The sequence below is a fragment of the Pseudomonas sp. ATCC 43928 genome (assembly GCF_005938665.2).
Taxonomy (GTDB): domain Bacteria; phylum Pseudomonadota; class Gammaproteobacteria; order Pseudomonadales; family Pseudomonadaceae; genus Aquipseudomonas.
The window spans coordinates 720,128-736,878 of record NZ_CP041753.1 but is presented as its reverse complement, the minus strand read 5'-3'; the positions used below and the strand labels follow the sequence as shown (position 1 = coordinate 736,878).

At 57.3% G+C, this 16,751-nt stretch carries 11 protein-coding genes and 1 pseudogene; 3 read left to right on the top strand and 9 right to left on the bottom strand.

Annotated features, from left to right (window positions below; all coding sequences use genetic code 11):
- Nucleotides 1-318: 318 nt before the first annotated feature.
- The 3 genes from FFH90_RS03330 to msrA all read left to right on the top strand — a co-directional run bounded on the left by FFH90_RS03330 (nt 319) and on the right by msrA (nt 5,358).
- Nucleotides 319-1,713 carry an alkaline phosphatase D family protein gene (locus FFH90_RS03330; protein WP_138866680.1) on the top strand — a complete coding sequence of 465 codons (1,395 nt, stop codon included), beginning with the start codon at nt 319-321 and terminating at the stop codon, nt 1,711-1,713.
- 235 nt (nt 1,714-1,948) lie between these two features.
- Nucleotides 1,949-4,642, top strand: coding sequence for a bifunctional diguanylate cyclase/phosphodiesterase (locus tag FFH90_RS03325; RefSeq protein ID WP_018928565.1), 2,694 nt, complete (start codon nt 1,949-1,951; stop codon nt 4,640-4,642).
- 68 nt (nt 4,643-4,710) lie between these two features.
- Nucleotides 4,711-5,358, top strand: a complete 648-nt coding sequence (msrA, locus tag FFH90_RS03320; protein WP_018928566.1) for a peptide-methionine (S)-S-oxide reductase MsrA — start codon at nt 4,711-4,713, stop codon at nt 5,356-5,358.
- A 113-nt stretch (nt 5,359-5,471) separates the two neighbouring features.
- Here the strand turns inward: msrA and FFH90_RS03315 are convergent, their stop codons facing one another.
- The 9 genes and pseudogenes from FFH90_RS03315 to FFH90_RS03270 all read right to left on the bottom strand — a co-directional run bounded on the left by FFH90_RS03315 (nt 5,472) and on the right by FFH90_RS03270 (nt 16,747).
- The gene (locus FFH90_RS03315; RefSeq protein ID WP_018928567.1) at nt 5,472-6,311 is read right to left on the bottom strand and encodes a 23S rRNA (adenine(2030)-N(6))-methyltransferase RlmJ; all 840 of its coding nucleotides are present in this window, start codon (nt 6,309-6,311) and stop codon (nt 5,472-5,474) included.
- A gap of 323 nt (nt 6,312-6,634) precedes the next feature.
- On the bottom strand, nt 6,635-6,958 hold the full coding sequence (locus FFH90_RS03305) for a hypothetical protein (protein WP_086944101.1): 324 nt from the start codon (nt 6,956-6,958) through the stop codon (nt 6,635-6,637).
- 485 nt (nt 6,959-7,443) lie between these two features.
- Nucleotides 7,444-7,734: a hypothetical protein gene (locus FFH90_RS03300; protein ID WP_230138900.1), complete on the bottom strand. Its 291-nt coding sequence runs from the start codon at nt 7,732-7,734 to the stop codon at nt 7,444-7,446.
- A gap of 94 nt (nt 7,735-7,828) precedes the next feature.
- On the bottom strand, nt 7,829-8,245 hold the full coding sequence (locus tag FFH90_RS03295) for a hypothetical protein (protein ID WP_138866678.1): 417 nt from the start codon (nt 8,243-8,245) through the stop codon (nt 7,829-7,831).
- Nucleotides 8,245-8,442: a hypothetical protein gene (locus FFH90_RS03290; RefSeq protein WP_026331923.1), complete on the bottom strand. Its 198-nt coding sequence runs from the start codon at nt 8,440-8,442 to the stop codon at nt 8,245-8,247. The genes FFH90_RS03295 and FFH90_RS03290 overlap by 1 nt, the downstream gene beginning before the upstream one ends.
- A 412-nt stretch (nt 8,443-8,854) precedes the next feature.
- Nucleotides 8,855-9,214, bottom strand: coding sequence for a hypothetical protein (locus FFH90_RS03285; protein WP_138866677.1), 360 nt, complete (start codon nt 9,212-9,214; stop codon nt 8,855-8,857).
- Nucleotides 9,214-14,002, bottom strand: a pseudogene (locus FFH90_RS03280) (RHS repeat-associated core domain-containing protein). The gene FFH90_RS03285 and the pseudogene FFH90_RS03280 overlap by 1 nt, the downstream one beginning before the upstream one ends.
- On the bottom strand, nt 14,002-14,739 hold the full coding sequence (locus FFH90_RS03275) for a DUF4123 domain-containing protein (RefSeq protein WP_138866676.1): 738 nt from the start codon (nt 14,737-14,739) through the stop codon (nt 14,002-14,004). The pseudogene FFH90_RS03280 and the gene FFH90_RS03275 overlap by 1 nt, the downstream one beginning before the upstream one ends.
- On the bottom strand, nt 14,729-16,747 hold the full coding sequence (locus tag FFH90_RS03270) for a type VI secretion system tip protein VgrG (protein WP_138866675.1): 2,019 nt from the start codon (nt 16,745-16,747) through the stop codon (nt 14,729-14,731). The genes FFH90_RS03275 and FFH90_RS03270 overlap by 11 nt, the downstream gene beginning before the upstream one ends.
- Between the last annotated feature and the right edge of the window lie 4 nt (nt 16,748-16,751).

The following is a 16,751-nucleotide window of genomic DNA, read 5'->3' as shown; positions in this document are numbered from 1 at the left end:
CAATCGCGTTCCACGTTTTCCGAGCGCCACGCTCGTACCTCAACCCCGTCGATTTGGCGGGGCTTTTTTTTGCCCTGAAGAAAGCCCTCCGCGTTTCAGCATCCTATGTAGCAGCTGTCGAGCTTGCGAGGCTGCTGCTACGGGATTGACCCTCTTCGTGCCTTATTCCTACATCTAAGGCTTACGCCACCTACAACCCCAGTCCACCTCTGCCCGATATTTTTCTCCAGCCAATAACTAGGCTTAGTTCGGAGATTTCTAATAGAAACCTCGATGACTTAATTTGCTTAGTTAGCATTACCTCGAATGGATTCGAACATGTTCAAACCAACTGTCGGCCCAATTATCGGCCATACCACAACTAACCATGCGCGTATTTTCTTGCGCGGTGAATTACAGAACGACGCCTTGGTATTTGCGGGCATCCGTTATCGACGCACAGGCGAGAAACTCTGGTCCAAAGGCGCATTTGCAAAACTGTCCGTCTTGCGCGACATGTCCGATGTCATTGCACTCAATGACCTGGTCACCGACACCGACTATGAGTACCAGGCAGGCTGGTTCAGCCCCATGAGCCCGGTGCATACCGTGGAGACAGTTCTGGAACTGCCGCTGCAATGGCCACGGGAGATTTACCGCTTTCGCACGCAGTCCAGCAAAATCAGCCAGCCACGGGCCTATATCGTCGGCTCGTGTCGTTACCTGCGAATGACCGCCGGCATTGCGTCGGCCCCACAGTTGGGCGACCGGATTTTTGCCTCGATCAACAGCCTGGCGGACAGCGCCGAACCGCCCGTCAGTGCCATGCTGATGACTGGCGATCAGATTTACGTCGACGACTTGAACCTCGTGGCCCCCGACCGGGAATACAAGGACATTCTCAAAAAATACCGCACAGCCTTTTCGCAGCCTCATATTTCCAAGTTAATGTCGGGCATGCCGACTTACATGATCCTCGACGACCATGAAATAGAAGACAACTGGCCCGCCAACAAAAGTAACGCCGATGATTACTTATACAAAAACGCCATTGCAGCATATGAGTTATATCAAGCCAGTCACAGCCCCACGTATGAGCTGCTGGCCAATGGGCAAGTAAGCAAAAGACTGGAAAAGTATTGGTATCAGTTCTCCGAGGGTGATATCGGGTGGTTTGTCACCGACAGTCGAACCCGACGCAATCTGTCGGCCAACGACCGGCGCATCCTTGACGAAGAACAGGAACAGGCGCTGCTCAAATGGCTGATCAATAACCCGGCCCGGGTCAAATTCGTGGTCACCAGTGTCATGTTCTATCCCGACCGTAAACTTCACGGCGATGACGCTTGGAAAGCTTTCCCGGAGCAACGCCTACGGCTGCTGGAGACGATTCGTACACGCGGTATCAAGAACGTCTTGTTCATCTCCGGCGATGTTCACGGCTCCCTCACCAGTCGCCTGACCCACAGCGAGGACCCGGATTTCGAAGTCCACACCATCGTGTCTTCACCGTTGTGCAACAGCAAACTGCTGCCGTACGCCAAGGCATCGACCTTCATCCTCGATCAGGCCCTGGCCCGAACAGCGGCAGGCGACTATCGGCATGAACTGACCAGCGAGGTGATCAGCCAGGACAACTTCGCGCATCTGATCGTCGAGGCCGAGCAGGTTCGCGTCAATTATCACGATCGGGATGGCAAGCCATTGCAGTCGATCAGCATCAAATTTCGTTGATCCCTCGAAAAGATCGCAGCCTTCGGCAGCCCCTACGGGCTGCAATCTTTTGGCCCATAACATTACTTTTTGACGCCTCGCTGGAGAAAACTGTGCGCCTGCCGACATATTCTTATAGCACTTGGCCTTCATGTCTCTTGTCAGTCGGTGTCGCAATGATGCAACCTTGCCGCAGGCAACAGTAAAGAGGGCGAGAGCCCGGCGCGATCAGCATATTCGAAGCGAGTTTCCTTCAATGAAAAGCCAACCCGATGCCGCCAGCCGTATGGTGGCCGAGGTAGTGACGCAGTTGCCTGTGCCCTCGCGGCTCGGCATGCTGCGTTTCGAACGGCTGAATGAACCAAGCTGGGCGCTGCTGTTTCTCGATCCTAATTGCGAACGACAGTTCGGCCTGCCGGCGGTGGAGCTTTGTGCTCTGGTCGGCTCGCCCTACGCCAGCCTGATGGAGCCCGAAGCGCGCTATCAACTGCATGACACGATCCAGCAGCAACTCACCGAAAGCCCGCATTACCTGATCCGCTACACCTTGCACACCGCCGCCGGCGTTCTGAGCCTGCTGGAACTGGGCGAAGCCTACAAACAACACAATCGGCACCTGCTGCGCGGCTACCTGATGGTGGTGGACGGCCTGTTCGACGGCGAACCCTTGCTGCCGGCGCTGGATCTGGAAACCCAGAACTCACGCCTGCAAATCGCCCTGGAACTCAATCAACGTGCCCAGCAGGAACAACTGCAGCACCTGGACCGGGTGCGCGCCCAGCAAGACCTGATCCTGCTGCTGACCCGCCAGCGCTATAGCACCAACAACTCCCTGCAAGAAGCCGCCGAACTGATCACCCGCAGCGCCTGCGACATCTATGAAATCGACTGCGCCAGCCTGTGGAACCTCGATGGCTCGCTACTGACGCCGATCTCGGCCTATCACCGTGCCACCCGCAATCACCAACTGCCGAAGCCGATCGACGCCAGTGGTTTTCCCGATTACCTCGAGGCCTTGCACACCGGCCGCGCCATCGACGCCCACAACGCCATGCGCGACCCGCGCACCCGGGAAATCGCCGAGTACCTGCGCCCGCGCGACGTCAACGCCATGCTCGACGCCAGCATCCGTGTCGATGGCCAGGTGGTCGGCGTGCTCTGCCTGGAACAGATCGGGGCGACCCGCGCCTGGCAATCGGACGAAATCGCCTTTGCCGGCGAACTGGCGGATCAATTCGCCCAAGTCATCAACAACCACAACCGCCGTACCGCCACCAGCGCCCTGCACCTGTTCCAGCGTGCGGTGGAACAAAGCGCCAACGCCTTTCTGCTGGTCAATTGCGACGGCGTGGTGGAGTACGTCAACCCAAGCTTCACCGCGATCACCCAGTACACCACCGAGGAAGTCCACGGTCAGCGGCTGTCGGAACTGCCGGCGCTGGAAAACCTCAGCGAACTGCTGTTCGACGCTCCGTCGGCGCTGGCCAAAAGCAACAGCTGGCAGGGCGAGTTCAAGAGCCGGCGTAAAAACCTCGAACCCTACTGGGGCCAGTTGTCGATTTCCAAGGTCTACGGCGACAACCGTGAGCTGACGCACTACATCGGCATCTACGAAGACATCACCCAGACCAAGCTCGCCCAGCAACGAATCGAGCGCCTGGCTTACACCGATAACCTGACCAACCTCGGCAACCGCCCGGCGTTCATCCGCAACCTCGATGAGCGCTTCGCCCGAGACAGCGATACACCCATCAGCCTGCTGCTGGTGGACATCGACAATTTCAAGCGGATCAACGACAGCCTCGGCCACCAGACCGGCGACAAACTGCTGATCAGCCTGGCGCGGCGCCTGCGCAACAGCCTGAGTTCGAGCGGCAGTCTGGCGCGCTTTGCCAGTAACGAATTCGCGGTGCTGCTGGACGACACTGACCTCTCGGCGGGCCAGCAGGTTGCCAATCAATTGCTGGCAACCCTCGACAAACCGATGTTCGTCGACAACCAGTTGATCAGCGTCACCGGCTCCGTGGGCCTGGCCTGCGCGCCGCTGCACGGTCGCGACCCACAGACGCTGATGCGCAACGCCGGCCTGGCGCTGCACAAGGCCAAGGCCAACGGCAAACACCAGGTGCAAGTGTTCACCGAAGCGCTGAACGCCGAGGCCAGCTACAAACTGTTCGTCGAAAACAACCTGCGCCGCGCCCTGACCCAGAACGAGCTGGACGTGTTCTACCAGCCCAAGCTGTGCCTGCGCAGCGGCCGGTTGCTGGGGATGGAGGCGCTGTTGCGCTGGAACCATCCGGAAAAAGGCATGATCCGCCCGGACCAGTTCATCAGCGTGGCCGAAGAAACCGGACTGATCATCCCGATCGGCAAATGGATCGCCCGCCAGGCCTGCCGCATGAGCAAAGACCTGACCGCCGCCGGCCTGGGCAACCTGCAAGTGGCGATCAACCTGTCGCCCAAGCAGTTCTCTGACCCGGACCTGGTGGCGTCCATCGCCAACATCCTCAAGGAAGAAGCGCTGCCGGCGAACCTGCTGGAGTTGGAACTGACCGAAGGCCTGCTGCTGGAAGCCACCGAAGACACCCACTTGCAGCTCGATCAGCTCAAGCGTCTGGGCCTGACCCTGGCGATGGACGACTTCGGCACCGGTTACTCGTCGCTCAGCTACTTGAAAAAATTCCCGATCGACATCATCAAGATCGATCGAAGCTTCATCCACGAAATCCCGGACAACCAGGACGACATGGAAATCACCTCCGCCGTGATCGCCATGGCCCACAACCTGAAACTCAAGGTCGTGGCTGAAGGCATCGAGACTGCCGAGCAACTGGCCTTCCTGCGCCGCCACCGCTGCGACGTCGGCCAGGGCTACCTGTTCGACCGACCGATCCCGGGCTCCGAGCTGATCGAAAAGCTCAAACGCTACCCGCGCGGCCCAATCGCCTGACAGCGACGTAACACTCGGGCAAACTGGCAGTCTGTATTTACATCTCAACCTGACTGAGAGGACTGATCATGGTTCTGCGCTCGGAAATTCTGGTGAACAAAAACGTGCTCCCGACTAAAGAACAAGCTCTGCCTGGCCGCGAAACCCCGATCAAGGTTCCGGAGAAACACTTCGTCAACGGCAACCCGCTGCTGGGTCCGTTTCCGGGCAACGTAGAATTCGCAATCTTCGGCCTGGGTTGCTTCTGGGGCGCGGAACGCAAATTCTGGCAGCGCGAAGGCGTGTTCAGCACCTCGGTCGGTTACGCCGGCGGCTTCACGCCGAACCCGACCTACGAAGAAGTCTGCTCGGGCCTGACCGGGCACACCGAAGTGGTGCTCGTAGTCTATGAGCCGGAAAAAGTCAGCTATGAACAGCTGCTGAAAATGTTCTGGGAACTGCACAACCCGACCCAGGGCATGCGCCAGGGCAACGACATCGGCACCCAGTACCGCTCGGTGATCTACTGCACCAAACCGGAACAACTGGAAGCGGCGAAGAACAGTGCGAAAGTGTTCCAGGCGGAACTGACCAAAGCTGGCAAAGGCATCATCACCACTGAAATCGACGAAGCCCCGACGTTCTACTACGCCGAGGCGTATCACCAGCAGTACCTGGCCAAGAATCCTGAGGGGTATTGCGGGATTGGCGGTACTGGCGTGACGTGCCCGATCTAAATTTCGGACGCTGAAAAGCTTCGCGGGCAAGCCTCGCTCCTACGGTCACACCGACCTGCAGGAGCGAGGCTTGCCCGCGAAGGCGTCCGATTAGACGCCACACATGCAACTGATCAGCTCTCGGCGATCAACCAATCCATCTGCCACCCACCCTGGGTCTGCCCCAACTTCTTGGACAACCACGGCAGCAACTCACGCAACTCTTCCTCCAGCCCCCACGGCGGATTGGCAATCGCCAACCCCGAACCGTTCAGGCTGTTCGGCGTATCCAGCGGATGCACCAACAACTCCACCCGCAGCAACTTAGGCGCACCCGTTCCGGCCAGATCCTGATAGAAGCGCCGCAACGCCCGCTGATCCTTCACCGGATACCAGATCGCCGCCACCGTCTGGCGCATACGGCCAATCGCCTCTTTCAACGACGCCGCACAACGCTGCATCTCATCAAGCTGTTCGAACGGCGGATCGATCAACATCACCGCCCGCTTCTCCGGCACCGGCAACAACGCACGCGGCACATGCCAGCCTTCGCCCAGGTGAACCTTCACCCGACGATCGCCCTTCATGTTGTCCTTGAGCAACACACCGTCTTCCGGGTGCTTCTCATTGAGCAACACGCGATCCTGCGGCCGGGTCAAACGCCGCGCCAACTCCGGCGACCCCGGGTAATAGCGCAACTGGCCATCCGGGTTCATCTCGTGCAACACCTTCATGTAATCGGCGGTCAGCGCTGGCAAATCCGGCTGATCCCACAACCGCGCGATGCCTTCCAGGTACTCACCGGTACGACTGGCCTGATCGCCCTGCAGGTCATACAGGCCGATGCCGGCGTGAGTGTCGAGATAAGCAAACGGCTGCTCCTTGCGCGACATCAAGGCGATGAGGCGGGTCAAAGTCAGGTGTTTGAACACATCGGCGTGATTGCCGGCATGGAAGGCGTGACGATAATTCATGGCTGCTCCTGCGAAGGCCGGGAAGTTTACCCTGTACGGCGCAGGACGTCAGGGGTTCGCGGCTGAGCGGGCAAGTACAACCCCAATACCGCGCCAATCCATAAACCCTGTGGCGAGGGGGCTTGCCCCCGTTGGGCTGCAAAGCAGCCCCAAAATATCCAGACCACCCCATAACCTGTGGCGAGGGAGCTTGCTCCCGCTCGACTGCGAAGCAGTCGCCAAACCAAACCACTCGGTACAGCTGACAAAACGGGATTGCAGGCTTTGGGGCTGCTACGCAGCCCAACGGGAGCAAGCTCCCTCGCCACAAAGGCCACTCGACGTTATTCCGAAGGCCGCGCCCGCAACCGCCGCCCTACCACATCCAGCACATCACACCCATCACGCAATGAAATGGCACAGAGCAAGGCAAAGTCACTAAGAATGAAAGATTCGCACTCAACCGAGCCGCGCATGGACATGTTTTCCAGCACCTGAGTAACGGCGCGAATTCGATAGCTGGCAGTGTCAGTCAAGATATCCAGCGGCGCGTGGGTATCGACGAACAGGGTCGGCATGTCGGTGCAGTTGCCGGTGAGGGCCATGAAGCGGTTTTCGGGGTGGGGGATTGGTTTTTCGTAGGGCGGATCGGGTGTCAGTGTTTTCATTTTTTTAGACCTTGGTGATTGAATTAAAGCTACCAACGGCCTTTCCTACGGGCTTGGGTGGCAGCCGTACGCGGGAGTAGGAAACTGAGCAACTCACCAAACTCAGCCACGCCGTAGCGTGCCCCGCGCACAGCCGCCGCGAACGATGTTACGGACACAAGTTAAGTGCCGCAATCAAACGACAGCGCTGATGCGCGGTGAGTTGTCCAGGGTTCCTACACCCTGCCACTGCATTTGCAGCGACAGCCAAAGACTATCCATGGATCTCACTTCGCACCAGTTCATGGAAACCGATACGGCTTGAAGGAAACTTCCGACGACCTTGCCCAGAAATTTCGCTCAAAAAAGCAAACGTGGCGAAAGGCTTCACTGAAGCTTGGCTTGATTTCGCCACCTGTTGAATCCACCACCTATAGCTGCCGCTCAGCAACGACAGAATTCGGCCCAGAGTGTGTAAAACGCCTGTAACTCTCTTGCCGCCGACTTCAGACGGAGCAGAATGCCAAGCTATCAAGATCGATCTCGGCGTAGCTCCCCAAATCGCCCTTGTAGAGATGGATCTTGGACACCCCTAGTTCGGTTTGTAAGAATTCAACAAGCTTTCTAAGGTGGCCGTTTTTAGACATCGTAGTCGGACGTACTACCGTTGCCTGTACGGGTTCGTCATCGTAAATTCTGATCAGATACACATCCTCTTCATTCTGTATGTCGTAGTTATAACCACGGTACTCATATCCAAAATCGTGGTCAACATCATCGAAACGGGTAGATTCCACTATCTTCAAAGTAGCAATCCATTAAAACACCATTGACAAAATCAACAAACACAACAATTAAGCATTAAATTTATCTCTAGTTTAAGCACTACCCTCACCAAGTTGAAATATCCTCCTGGCTCGCTTTATACAGATCATCAACCCACGCTTCGGATAACTTGAGGTACACATCTTCAAAAAACGCCCTAGGATTTTCCATTTCATTCCACCCAGGAGGGAGCGAGGAGGGAGACATCGGATCATGTTCCAAAATCTCAGAAAAAACACTCGAGTCACCCTCAAGAGCCTCTCCCAACACAAAGAACAAAACAAACTTGTGCCGATAACTCAACGCAGCGAAGCGCTTGACAATAAACCGGGATATTAAAAACTCTCTATCTGAAGGACACTCAGGATCGTACGCCGACAACTCAACCCCAAGACTCTCCTCGCGATCATATATATCGAACCCACCGAGAAAGTGCTCTACACTTGGATTATATGGAACGTTAAGATACGGATGCATCAGCATTAGATTTTCTCTATCGGATAAAGCGCTATAGGCTTCAATGTCTCAAAATCGAATTTCATCTCAAAGGCATTCATCTGAGGAATGAAACGCGGATTTTCTGGGTCTAAAGGATTAGGTTCATATCCCTGACCTACATTTTCAGCCTCCATTCTTACTACCAAATTTCCTTTACTATCCTCCCCAGTAAAACGAGACATTTTTCTAGTCTCCCTTGTCATCGCTTCATTATAAGCACTCAGCTGCGCTGTATAGCTTATAAATTTAGAACTTGGAACGGCTCTCCACCTCTTGCTGTCACCATGAAGTTCGCAGCTAGTGGTTTGTCGCTGAACAGCAGAACCCGAACTCTCCGCCCGATTCTTATACGTAGCTCGCACTATAGCAATCCATTTTCTAATAGCTATTAACAACATCATTCGTCAAAAACCCACCATAACGGAACACAATAAAACACCAAAAAGACAAAGCAAAAATGGGATAGATTTATTTATAGCCCCTATCAATACTAACAACACCTTTGAAGTTGGCAGCAAATAAATCCGCCCCCTTTGTTGGTCCCTTTGTTGCAATTTACCTGTTCAGACATTAGACCTTCTCCTTCTACAGAAATTAATTATTGCCATTTCCTTGGCTTTGATACCGTCCCAAACAACCAAGGAGAACTTTCATAAATTGTCTTTGATCTTTAACGTCATCATCAAAATACGTATCCATTTTTGAAAAAACCTCATCAAAACTATTACCCACCTCTAAAAAATAAGACAAAGTTTCGATTAATGAAATGCGCTCTTGCTCACTATAAATAAAAAATTCCGGGCGTAGCAAGATATCAAAAAGTTCGGCAAGTTCTTTGTTATCATTCACATTTTTCGAAACGATAATCTCCTCCCGCTCCAAATCATGCGTATTTTCAATATCAAAAACAAAAAGCAGACCGCGTATACTCCACAGTGTGTAGGGCCTATTCATCAGTCAAATTCCGTGTATGAAGTTTTAGCTTTACCATTTTTGTCCAGTATGACAACCGCTCTAGTTTGCTCACCATACTGCAATCCCTCCCTTTTAAATCCTTCACCTATTTTTTTACCCATTTCAATAGGTTGTCGTGAAGCATCTATACCACTCTGCCTAAAAATTAACTGAGCACGTTGTATTGCATTAAATTGATCACGATGACTGAGAAAACGCGTCGCGGCCGAAGGAATGACAGGCTCGCCTTTTTTCTTTCCTTTCTCGTACCTTTCTATTTCGCCTGTCGTGGGATTTTTGCCTTCCTTCACCCGATCAAGCTGGGATTGCAGGGTTGTTTGTGCACCATGTTTCTGCTGGAAGTGGGCACCATCAATCGATTCTTCCATTTCCTTTAAACGCCTATAAAAAACCGACTCTGATAACTCATCAATTTTTGCCCGCCGCTGCTCACCCGTCAGCTTCGGCAGTAGCGGCTCACCCTCATCAACCCTAGCGCCAGTCGTATCATCCGGCGCCCCACACCCAGGCTTATTCGGTGGCGGACAATTCCCGCTCAACCCCAACGGATCAACCCACCCCGTCGGGTTAGGCGTGTACTGGTACTGGTTCAGCCCACCCGCCAACTTGATCGGATCCGGTGTCAGATACCGACCCACCTCCGGATCATAGTACCGATGCCGGTTGTAGTGCAGACCGCTCTCGACGTCGAAGTACTGCCCCTGGAAACGCAGTGGCTGGTCAAGCTGCTCGCCTCCACCGAGTGCCAGGTCCGTGACTTTGCCGTAGGCGTTGTACTTCGCCGACCAGACAAGCTCGCCGCCAAAATCCGTCAGTTCCTGCGGTGTGCCCAGGTGATCGAGCTGGTAGTAGAACGGGCAGGCCTTTTTCGGGCCTTTGCCGTCGAGCATGGCCAGCGGGCGGAAGGTGCCGGGTTCGTAGACGTAGCTGCGGTAATGCTCGCGGCCGCTTTCGGCGACGAGGTTGTCGCCTTGCCAGAAGAATTCGGTGGTGTGGCCGTCAACGGTTTTGGCGATACGACGGCCGAAGGCGTCGTAGCGGTAATTTGAGCAACGACCGTCCGGGGTGGTGACACCGATGAGCCGATGCTGGCAGTCGTAGCGGTATTCGGTGACCAGTTTCTGCCCGGTGCCACGGCGTTCGCGGATCAGGTTGCCGAAGGCGTCGTAGTCGTAATGACGGTCGCCTTGCATCAGCAGGCGATTGCCTTTGACGGTCGACGGGCCGGGGCGGTCCTGCATCAGCAGGTTGCCGGCGGGGTCGTGGGCGAAGCTTTCCGGTGGGTCGTCGCGGGTGTGTCGGACGCGGGTCAGCCGGTTCAGCGCGTCGTACTGGTAGCTGCGCTGGCCGTGGCGGGTGTCGGAGATATGATCGAGATTGCCGTTGAGGCTGTAGGCATAGTCGCGGCGGTACAGGCTTTTTTGCTGCTGGCTGACGGCATGGGCCTTCAGACGGCCCTGTTCGTCGTAGTCATATTCACTGAGTAGCAGGCCTTGCTGGCGCTGTAGTTCTCGACCGGATTTGTACGTGTGGTTTGTAAGACGTGTGCCATTAAGGTCGATAGCCGTCAGCGCACCACCCTTGGCGTGGTGGTAGTCGAGTTTGCTGCCGTCCGGCAGGCGCAGGCGGTTGAGCTGGCCGCAGGCGTCGTAGCCATAGCGCAGCGTTCCCCAGCCCTGATGCTCGGTGATCAGGCGGTCCTGTTGGTCGTACTCGAACTCCAGCGGGTGATCGTGACCGTCGTCGACGCTGACCAATCGGCCGAGGCTGTCGTAGCGGTATTCGACCTTGATGCCGTCGGGCAAGGTTTTGACTAACAGCCGTCCTTCCGCATCCCGCTCGTACAGGGTAACCAGCTGCGAGCCGTCATCGCCGAATTCGGTTTTCTCCAGCAGATGGCCGTTGAGGTCGTAGACGTAGGCGGTGCGGCGGCCGTCGAAACCGGTTTCCTGTCGGATCAAGCCGTTGGGTGTGTAGTCCAGCCGATAGTGTTCGCCGGATTCGTTTTCGATTTCCGTGAGCAGCAGCTGCGCGTTGTCGTAGCGGTACTGGAGCTGGGTGCCGTCGGGATTGATCCGGCGGCTGACCAGGTGCAAATCGTCGACGTATTCGTAGCGGGTGATGCGGCCCAGTTCGTCGCGTTCGGCGGTGATCTTGCCGTAGGCGTTGTAGCTGAACCCACGGGTGGCGCCGGTCGGCAATGTCGCCTGGACCAGTCGGCCGACGGCATCCCATTGATACTGGGTGAGCGCACCGTGTTCGTCCTGACGAGTCGTCTGCCGTCCCAGCGCATCGTAGGAAAACGTTCGCTGCCCACCATCTGGCAGTGTTTCCTCAAGCAACTGACCCAAGGCATTCCAGACGAACACATGGCGACTGGTGTCCGGGTAGCGGATCGACAGCAGCCGGCCTTGTTCGTCGTAGTGGTAATGGGTGACCTGACCGTCGGGATCGGTCGCCTCGGTGACATCACCCTGAGCATTGCGCTGGTATTTCCACACCGCCTGACCGCGATAGCGCGCATGCAGGAAACCGTTGCGATACTCGTAGGCCGTCGGTTCGTCTTGCGGTGGAATCAGCGCCACCAAGCGTCCGACGTCGTCGTAACGGTATTCGGTGACGGCCCCCAACGGATCCTGCTCGGCCACCATTCGGCCCTGCTCGTCGTAGGCCTTGAGCTGTTCGCCGCCATCCAGCCCAACCCGGCGCACCAGCCGCGCCCGGTCGTCGTGGACGTAAACCTCTTCGCTGCCATCGATGTTCCGGACGGTGACGCGGCCCTGGTCATCCCAGACATAGCGCGTGTCCATCTGCGCAAACGACGCCCAATGCCGTACGCAGCGCGCCGACTTGCCGGACCGTTCCCACTCCCAGAAGAAACTCGCGCCGCCGGCCAGTTGCCGCTGCAGGATCACATGTTGATCGTCGTAGTCGTAACGCTCGCTTTCGCCGGCGGCGTTGCTCGCTTCGATCAGTTGATCGCGTTCGTCGTAGTGGTAACTGACCAAGGTTTGTTCGGTGTGCCAGGCCTCGGCGAGGATCTGGGCCTGGCGAAAACTTTGGTAGTCGACAGCGATCAGGTGGGCACGGTCGTAGCGCAACAGCAAGGCACGACCGGCGCCGTTGTCGACGCGCTGGATGCGCTCCTGACGATCGCGGGTGATGCGCAAGCGGTTGTCGTAGGCGTCGCTGATCGCCGTCAGCCGACCATTGTGAAAGTGGTAGAACCGCGTGTCGCCACCGGCCTGGGCGAGGATCAGTTCTTCGGGGTCATTGCCCAGGTAAATTGCCGCGCGCGACAGGCTGTTGTGGATCGCCGGGCGTTCGCTGCTCGGCAATGGAAACGTGGTGCGGCGGTTTTCGTGGTCGATCCAGATGACCTGGTCGCCGTCGATTTCCAGCCGATGGGCGAGCGAATGGCTCCAGCCAAAGCCGAGGCCGCAGTCGATCTCGGCGGCGCTGGTGCGGTAGAGCCGGGTGAAGTCAAACGGCAGGAGGCCGTCCAGCGCACCGTCGGTGAGGGTCAGCAGTTCTTCGCCGGTGACCATCGACACCGGGCATTGGTTGGTCGCGGTTTTGTCGACTGAGTCGGCGCTGTCGCCGTTGGGGTTTTTCGCCTGATCCGGGGAATCGTCGTGGTGTTCGTTTTGCTTGAGCGTGGTGTTGCGTTTGGCATCCCAGCGCAGTTGCATCCGGCCTTTTTTCAGGCCCGCCGCAACACCGCGCGCGGCGACCTTTTTGTAGCGATCAACGTACTCCATGAAGTTGTTGATGATCGCAACCATCGACTTCACGAAGCCCATGGCGGCCTGAAAAATCTGTGCGCTGTACTTGGCCAGGCGCACGGGTCAGCCAGGCAATGCCAACCCCGACCACACTCAGTACCAAACCAATCAACAGGTCGATGACCAAGCCAACCACGACCTTGGAAATCGCTTCAGCCGAAGACCCGGCCAGTTGCGAAGGTGGCAATGCTTCCAGCCACAAGGTCGCGGTGCGCATCAGCAAGCACAGCGCCGCCTCGTCGCTGGCCAGCAACATGGCCTTTTCCATCTTGTCTGGAGCGGTTACGGCCAGATCGGCAAGTCTGCCGGCGCTTTCACCCAGCTTCTCGGCATAGGCGTTGGGGTCTTTCAGGATATCGGCGAGTTCACCCATGCCATCCCAAACCGCCTGAATCGCCGCCCAACCTCCCGCGAGCATTCCATTGCCCACCGTCGCCAACGAAGCGGATGCCGATTGCTGCGACCACTGCGGCTTGAACCCTTCCCATTCCCTGCGCAGCCAGCTTTCCAGCTCCTGGGTCAGGCCGTCGTAGGAGGAGAAAAGATCATCGATTTGAGTCGGGGTGACTTCAGTGTGGACATGAACGCGGTAGAACTTGCCGGGCGTGCCTTTGAACTGCCCCTGACCGTTTTCATCGAGTGTGACAGGTGTACTTTCGCCGCCATCATTGGCAATCACATCGACCTGAATGCTCCCCAACGGAATGTCGTAGACCGATTCGAACTTGCTCTCGATCTGCAGAATTCCACTAGCCGGACACTGCGCAAGACCCGAGATAAAATCATCGTCGCCACTGCTCACCGCAGTCGTGGTATTGCCGAGTTTTATCACCCGCTCCATGTCCAACAGCGAAGGCATGTCCATCGCCCGGCTGACCCTGTCCGCGTTCCGGTTCAAGAAGTTGCCGAGCTGCTGGCGATACAAAACCAGTGTGTCTTTGAAACCGTCGAGCTCCTGCTCGATCCGTACGATCTGATCCATCAGTCCAGCTCCGTCATCAGGTAATCCACCAACGCTGATTTCGGCGCTTGAGGCAGGTCTGGCATCTCAAGAAAGCTCGCGACTTTGTGCCGCAACACGCTTTCGGAGAACGCCTCATAAAGATCAGGGCGGTCCTCGCTCAACCACTTCAGCAGGTTGTTGATATGCGTTGTCGCGGACTCGGTGGCGAGGTGGTTGAGCAGCGATTCAGATACTTCCCACCAGGGGAAATCCCTGGCGGTTTTCAGCGCACTACCACCGATATCCAGCGGTTGGCCATTGATCAGGCAACGCCCGATCACCGGCATCAGTTGCGCAGCGTTAACCTCGGCAGATTGCAGAATCGGCAGCACATAGCGCCCATCCCAATAGCGGAAAAACACCGCGTTGCCGTTGGGCATCAGAACATGTGTGAGGCTGCGCAAATGCTCGACCAACGCCTCTTGAGTGGTGCAAGACACCGCCAGCCAACCCCAATCGCGGGACTCAGTGGCGGCTACCCAGTCCAGAAACTCACTGTCAGCGGTGACGATTCCGACATAGGGCATCACCGCTTCCCACTCGGCGTAGGCAGTGCCGGCCCAGATCGGGCTCGACGCTTGTGCAGTGATCGAGCGTTGCCAGGTTTTGAACGGTTCAGCGGCACTGGCGCTGCTGAAAATCGCGAACAGTTGCTCCGACGGTTGCAGTGGCTGGCGCTCCAGCCAGGCGCGAGGCGACAAAACATCAGGCAGCACAGACACCGCCCTTGCAGCGCTCACACTCTTCGCAGAACGGCGCGTCGCTTTGCAGGCTGAGAATCTGCGCGGCACTGAGCAGCGCCGCCGGGGCTGCTGCAAGTTTCAACGGCATATCCGGCAAGCTCGGCGCAGAAGCCATGGCCGCCATCAGAGCACCACCGACCTGCATCGGCACGCTGCTGAAAATCCCGCCGGGGCCGATGTTGATCCACTGCCCGCCCGCCTGAATGGTCGCGCTGGCGCCGCCGTCGATGACCACTTGTTGGCCGGCGCTGACGTGGAATTGCTGACTGGCATTGAGGGCTTGATTGCTCACGCGAATGTGCCGGTCGCCGACCACCACCAGGTGATCGTCCAACCGCACTTCGGTCTGGCGCTGGCCATGGGTGATGCGTTTTTCGTCGGCCTTCAACTCATGGCGGGCGGTGCCGGTGACGACGATGCTGCGACGGTTATCAACCTGCACCTGTTGATCGTTAAGGACGTGCTGAGTCCAGTTGCGCTGGGCGCGCAGGTAGATTTCCTCGGCGCCTTTGCGATCCTCGATGCGCAATTCGTTGTAACCGCCGCCACCGGGACTGCTTTGGCTGCGGAAAATGCTGCGGGTCTTGTCCGCCGGCAGATCGAGGGGCACAGGCGTCGCGGCGTTGGGCAGGCAGCCCATCACCAGTGGCTTGTCGGCATCGGCATCGATAAACCCCACCAGCACTTCCATGCCGACGCGCGGAATCATCACGCTGCCGTAACGGTCATGAGCCCAGCCAGTGGCGACGCGAAGCCAACAACTGGAGTGTTCGTTGAGCTGACCGTCACGGTCCCAGGCGAGCTGAACCTTGACCCGACCGTACTCGTCGCAATGGATTTCGCTGTCCGTCGGGCCGGTGACTACGCCGGGTTGATAGCCGAGCATCCGTGGCTTTTCCGGGCCCAGCGGTGGGCGAAAAGAAACGTCCCACGGCGTCGCCAGAAACGTATTGCGATAGCCCTGGAAATCATCCGGGCTGTCGCTGGTGGCTGACTCCTCCAGTACCTGCGGTTGACGGCCGCGGTGTTCTATTTCGGTGATCAACCACAGGTCATTCCACGCCTGACGCGGGTGTTCGGCCAGGTATAGGAAATGCCCGCTGACCAATGCGGATTCATCGCCGCGACCTTCGGCCTGACGGTAATCCGCGCTGTGCCGCTCCAGCGCTCGCTGAGTCAGGTGTTTGCCGTGTTCACGGTCGGTGAATTGACCGGGAAAGTGGTAGTCCTCCAGCGCCGGCCGCTGTTCGCTGTCGAGGCGGCTTTCGAGTTGCAAACGCGGTTTCTGGAAGTCGTAGTCGCGACGGGTGACTGCGGTGGTCCGGGTTTCCAGCCGTACATTGAAACGCTTGATCGCCGGCGCATCCGCAGCCATCCCGCTGCCCGGCAGGTACAGCGTCGGTTCGGGCAGACGGGGGAAAACCGTCTGATCATCGCCGAACACCAACAGGTGCCCGTCGGGGCTGTGCTGGAAGTGGTAGTGAATACCGACCTCGGCACACAGGCGCTGGATGAACGCCAGATCGCTTTCAGCGTATTGCACGCAGTACTCGCGATCGGGGTAGTCACTGCCGAGCCGGAACTCCAAGGCGTCGCGCTGGATGCCGTGGTCCTTGAGGATTTGCGTGACGATCGTCGGCACACTTTTGTGCTGGAAGATCCGCTGATTGATACGCCGGTCGAGATACGCCAGACGCGGTACGAGACTGATCTGGTAACCCGTCAGACGGTGCCCGGAATCGCTTTGGCCGACGCGAAAGATCTGACCATGAATACCGGAACCTTGCGCATCGAAACTCAGAAACGCCTGACGATGCAGCAGGCTTTCGAGCTCTATGTCGGGTCGCTCGCTGACCAGTTCCAGGTCAAAACGGTAGGGTTGGCTGATGGCTTCCTTGCCCGTGAACTCAAGCACCTTGAGCTCATTCTGGACGCCGTCGAGGGTCAACGTGAAACGCGGTTGATTGGCAGGCGCGAACATCCGA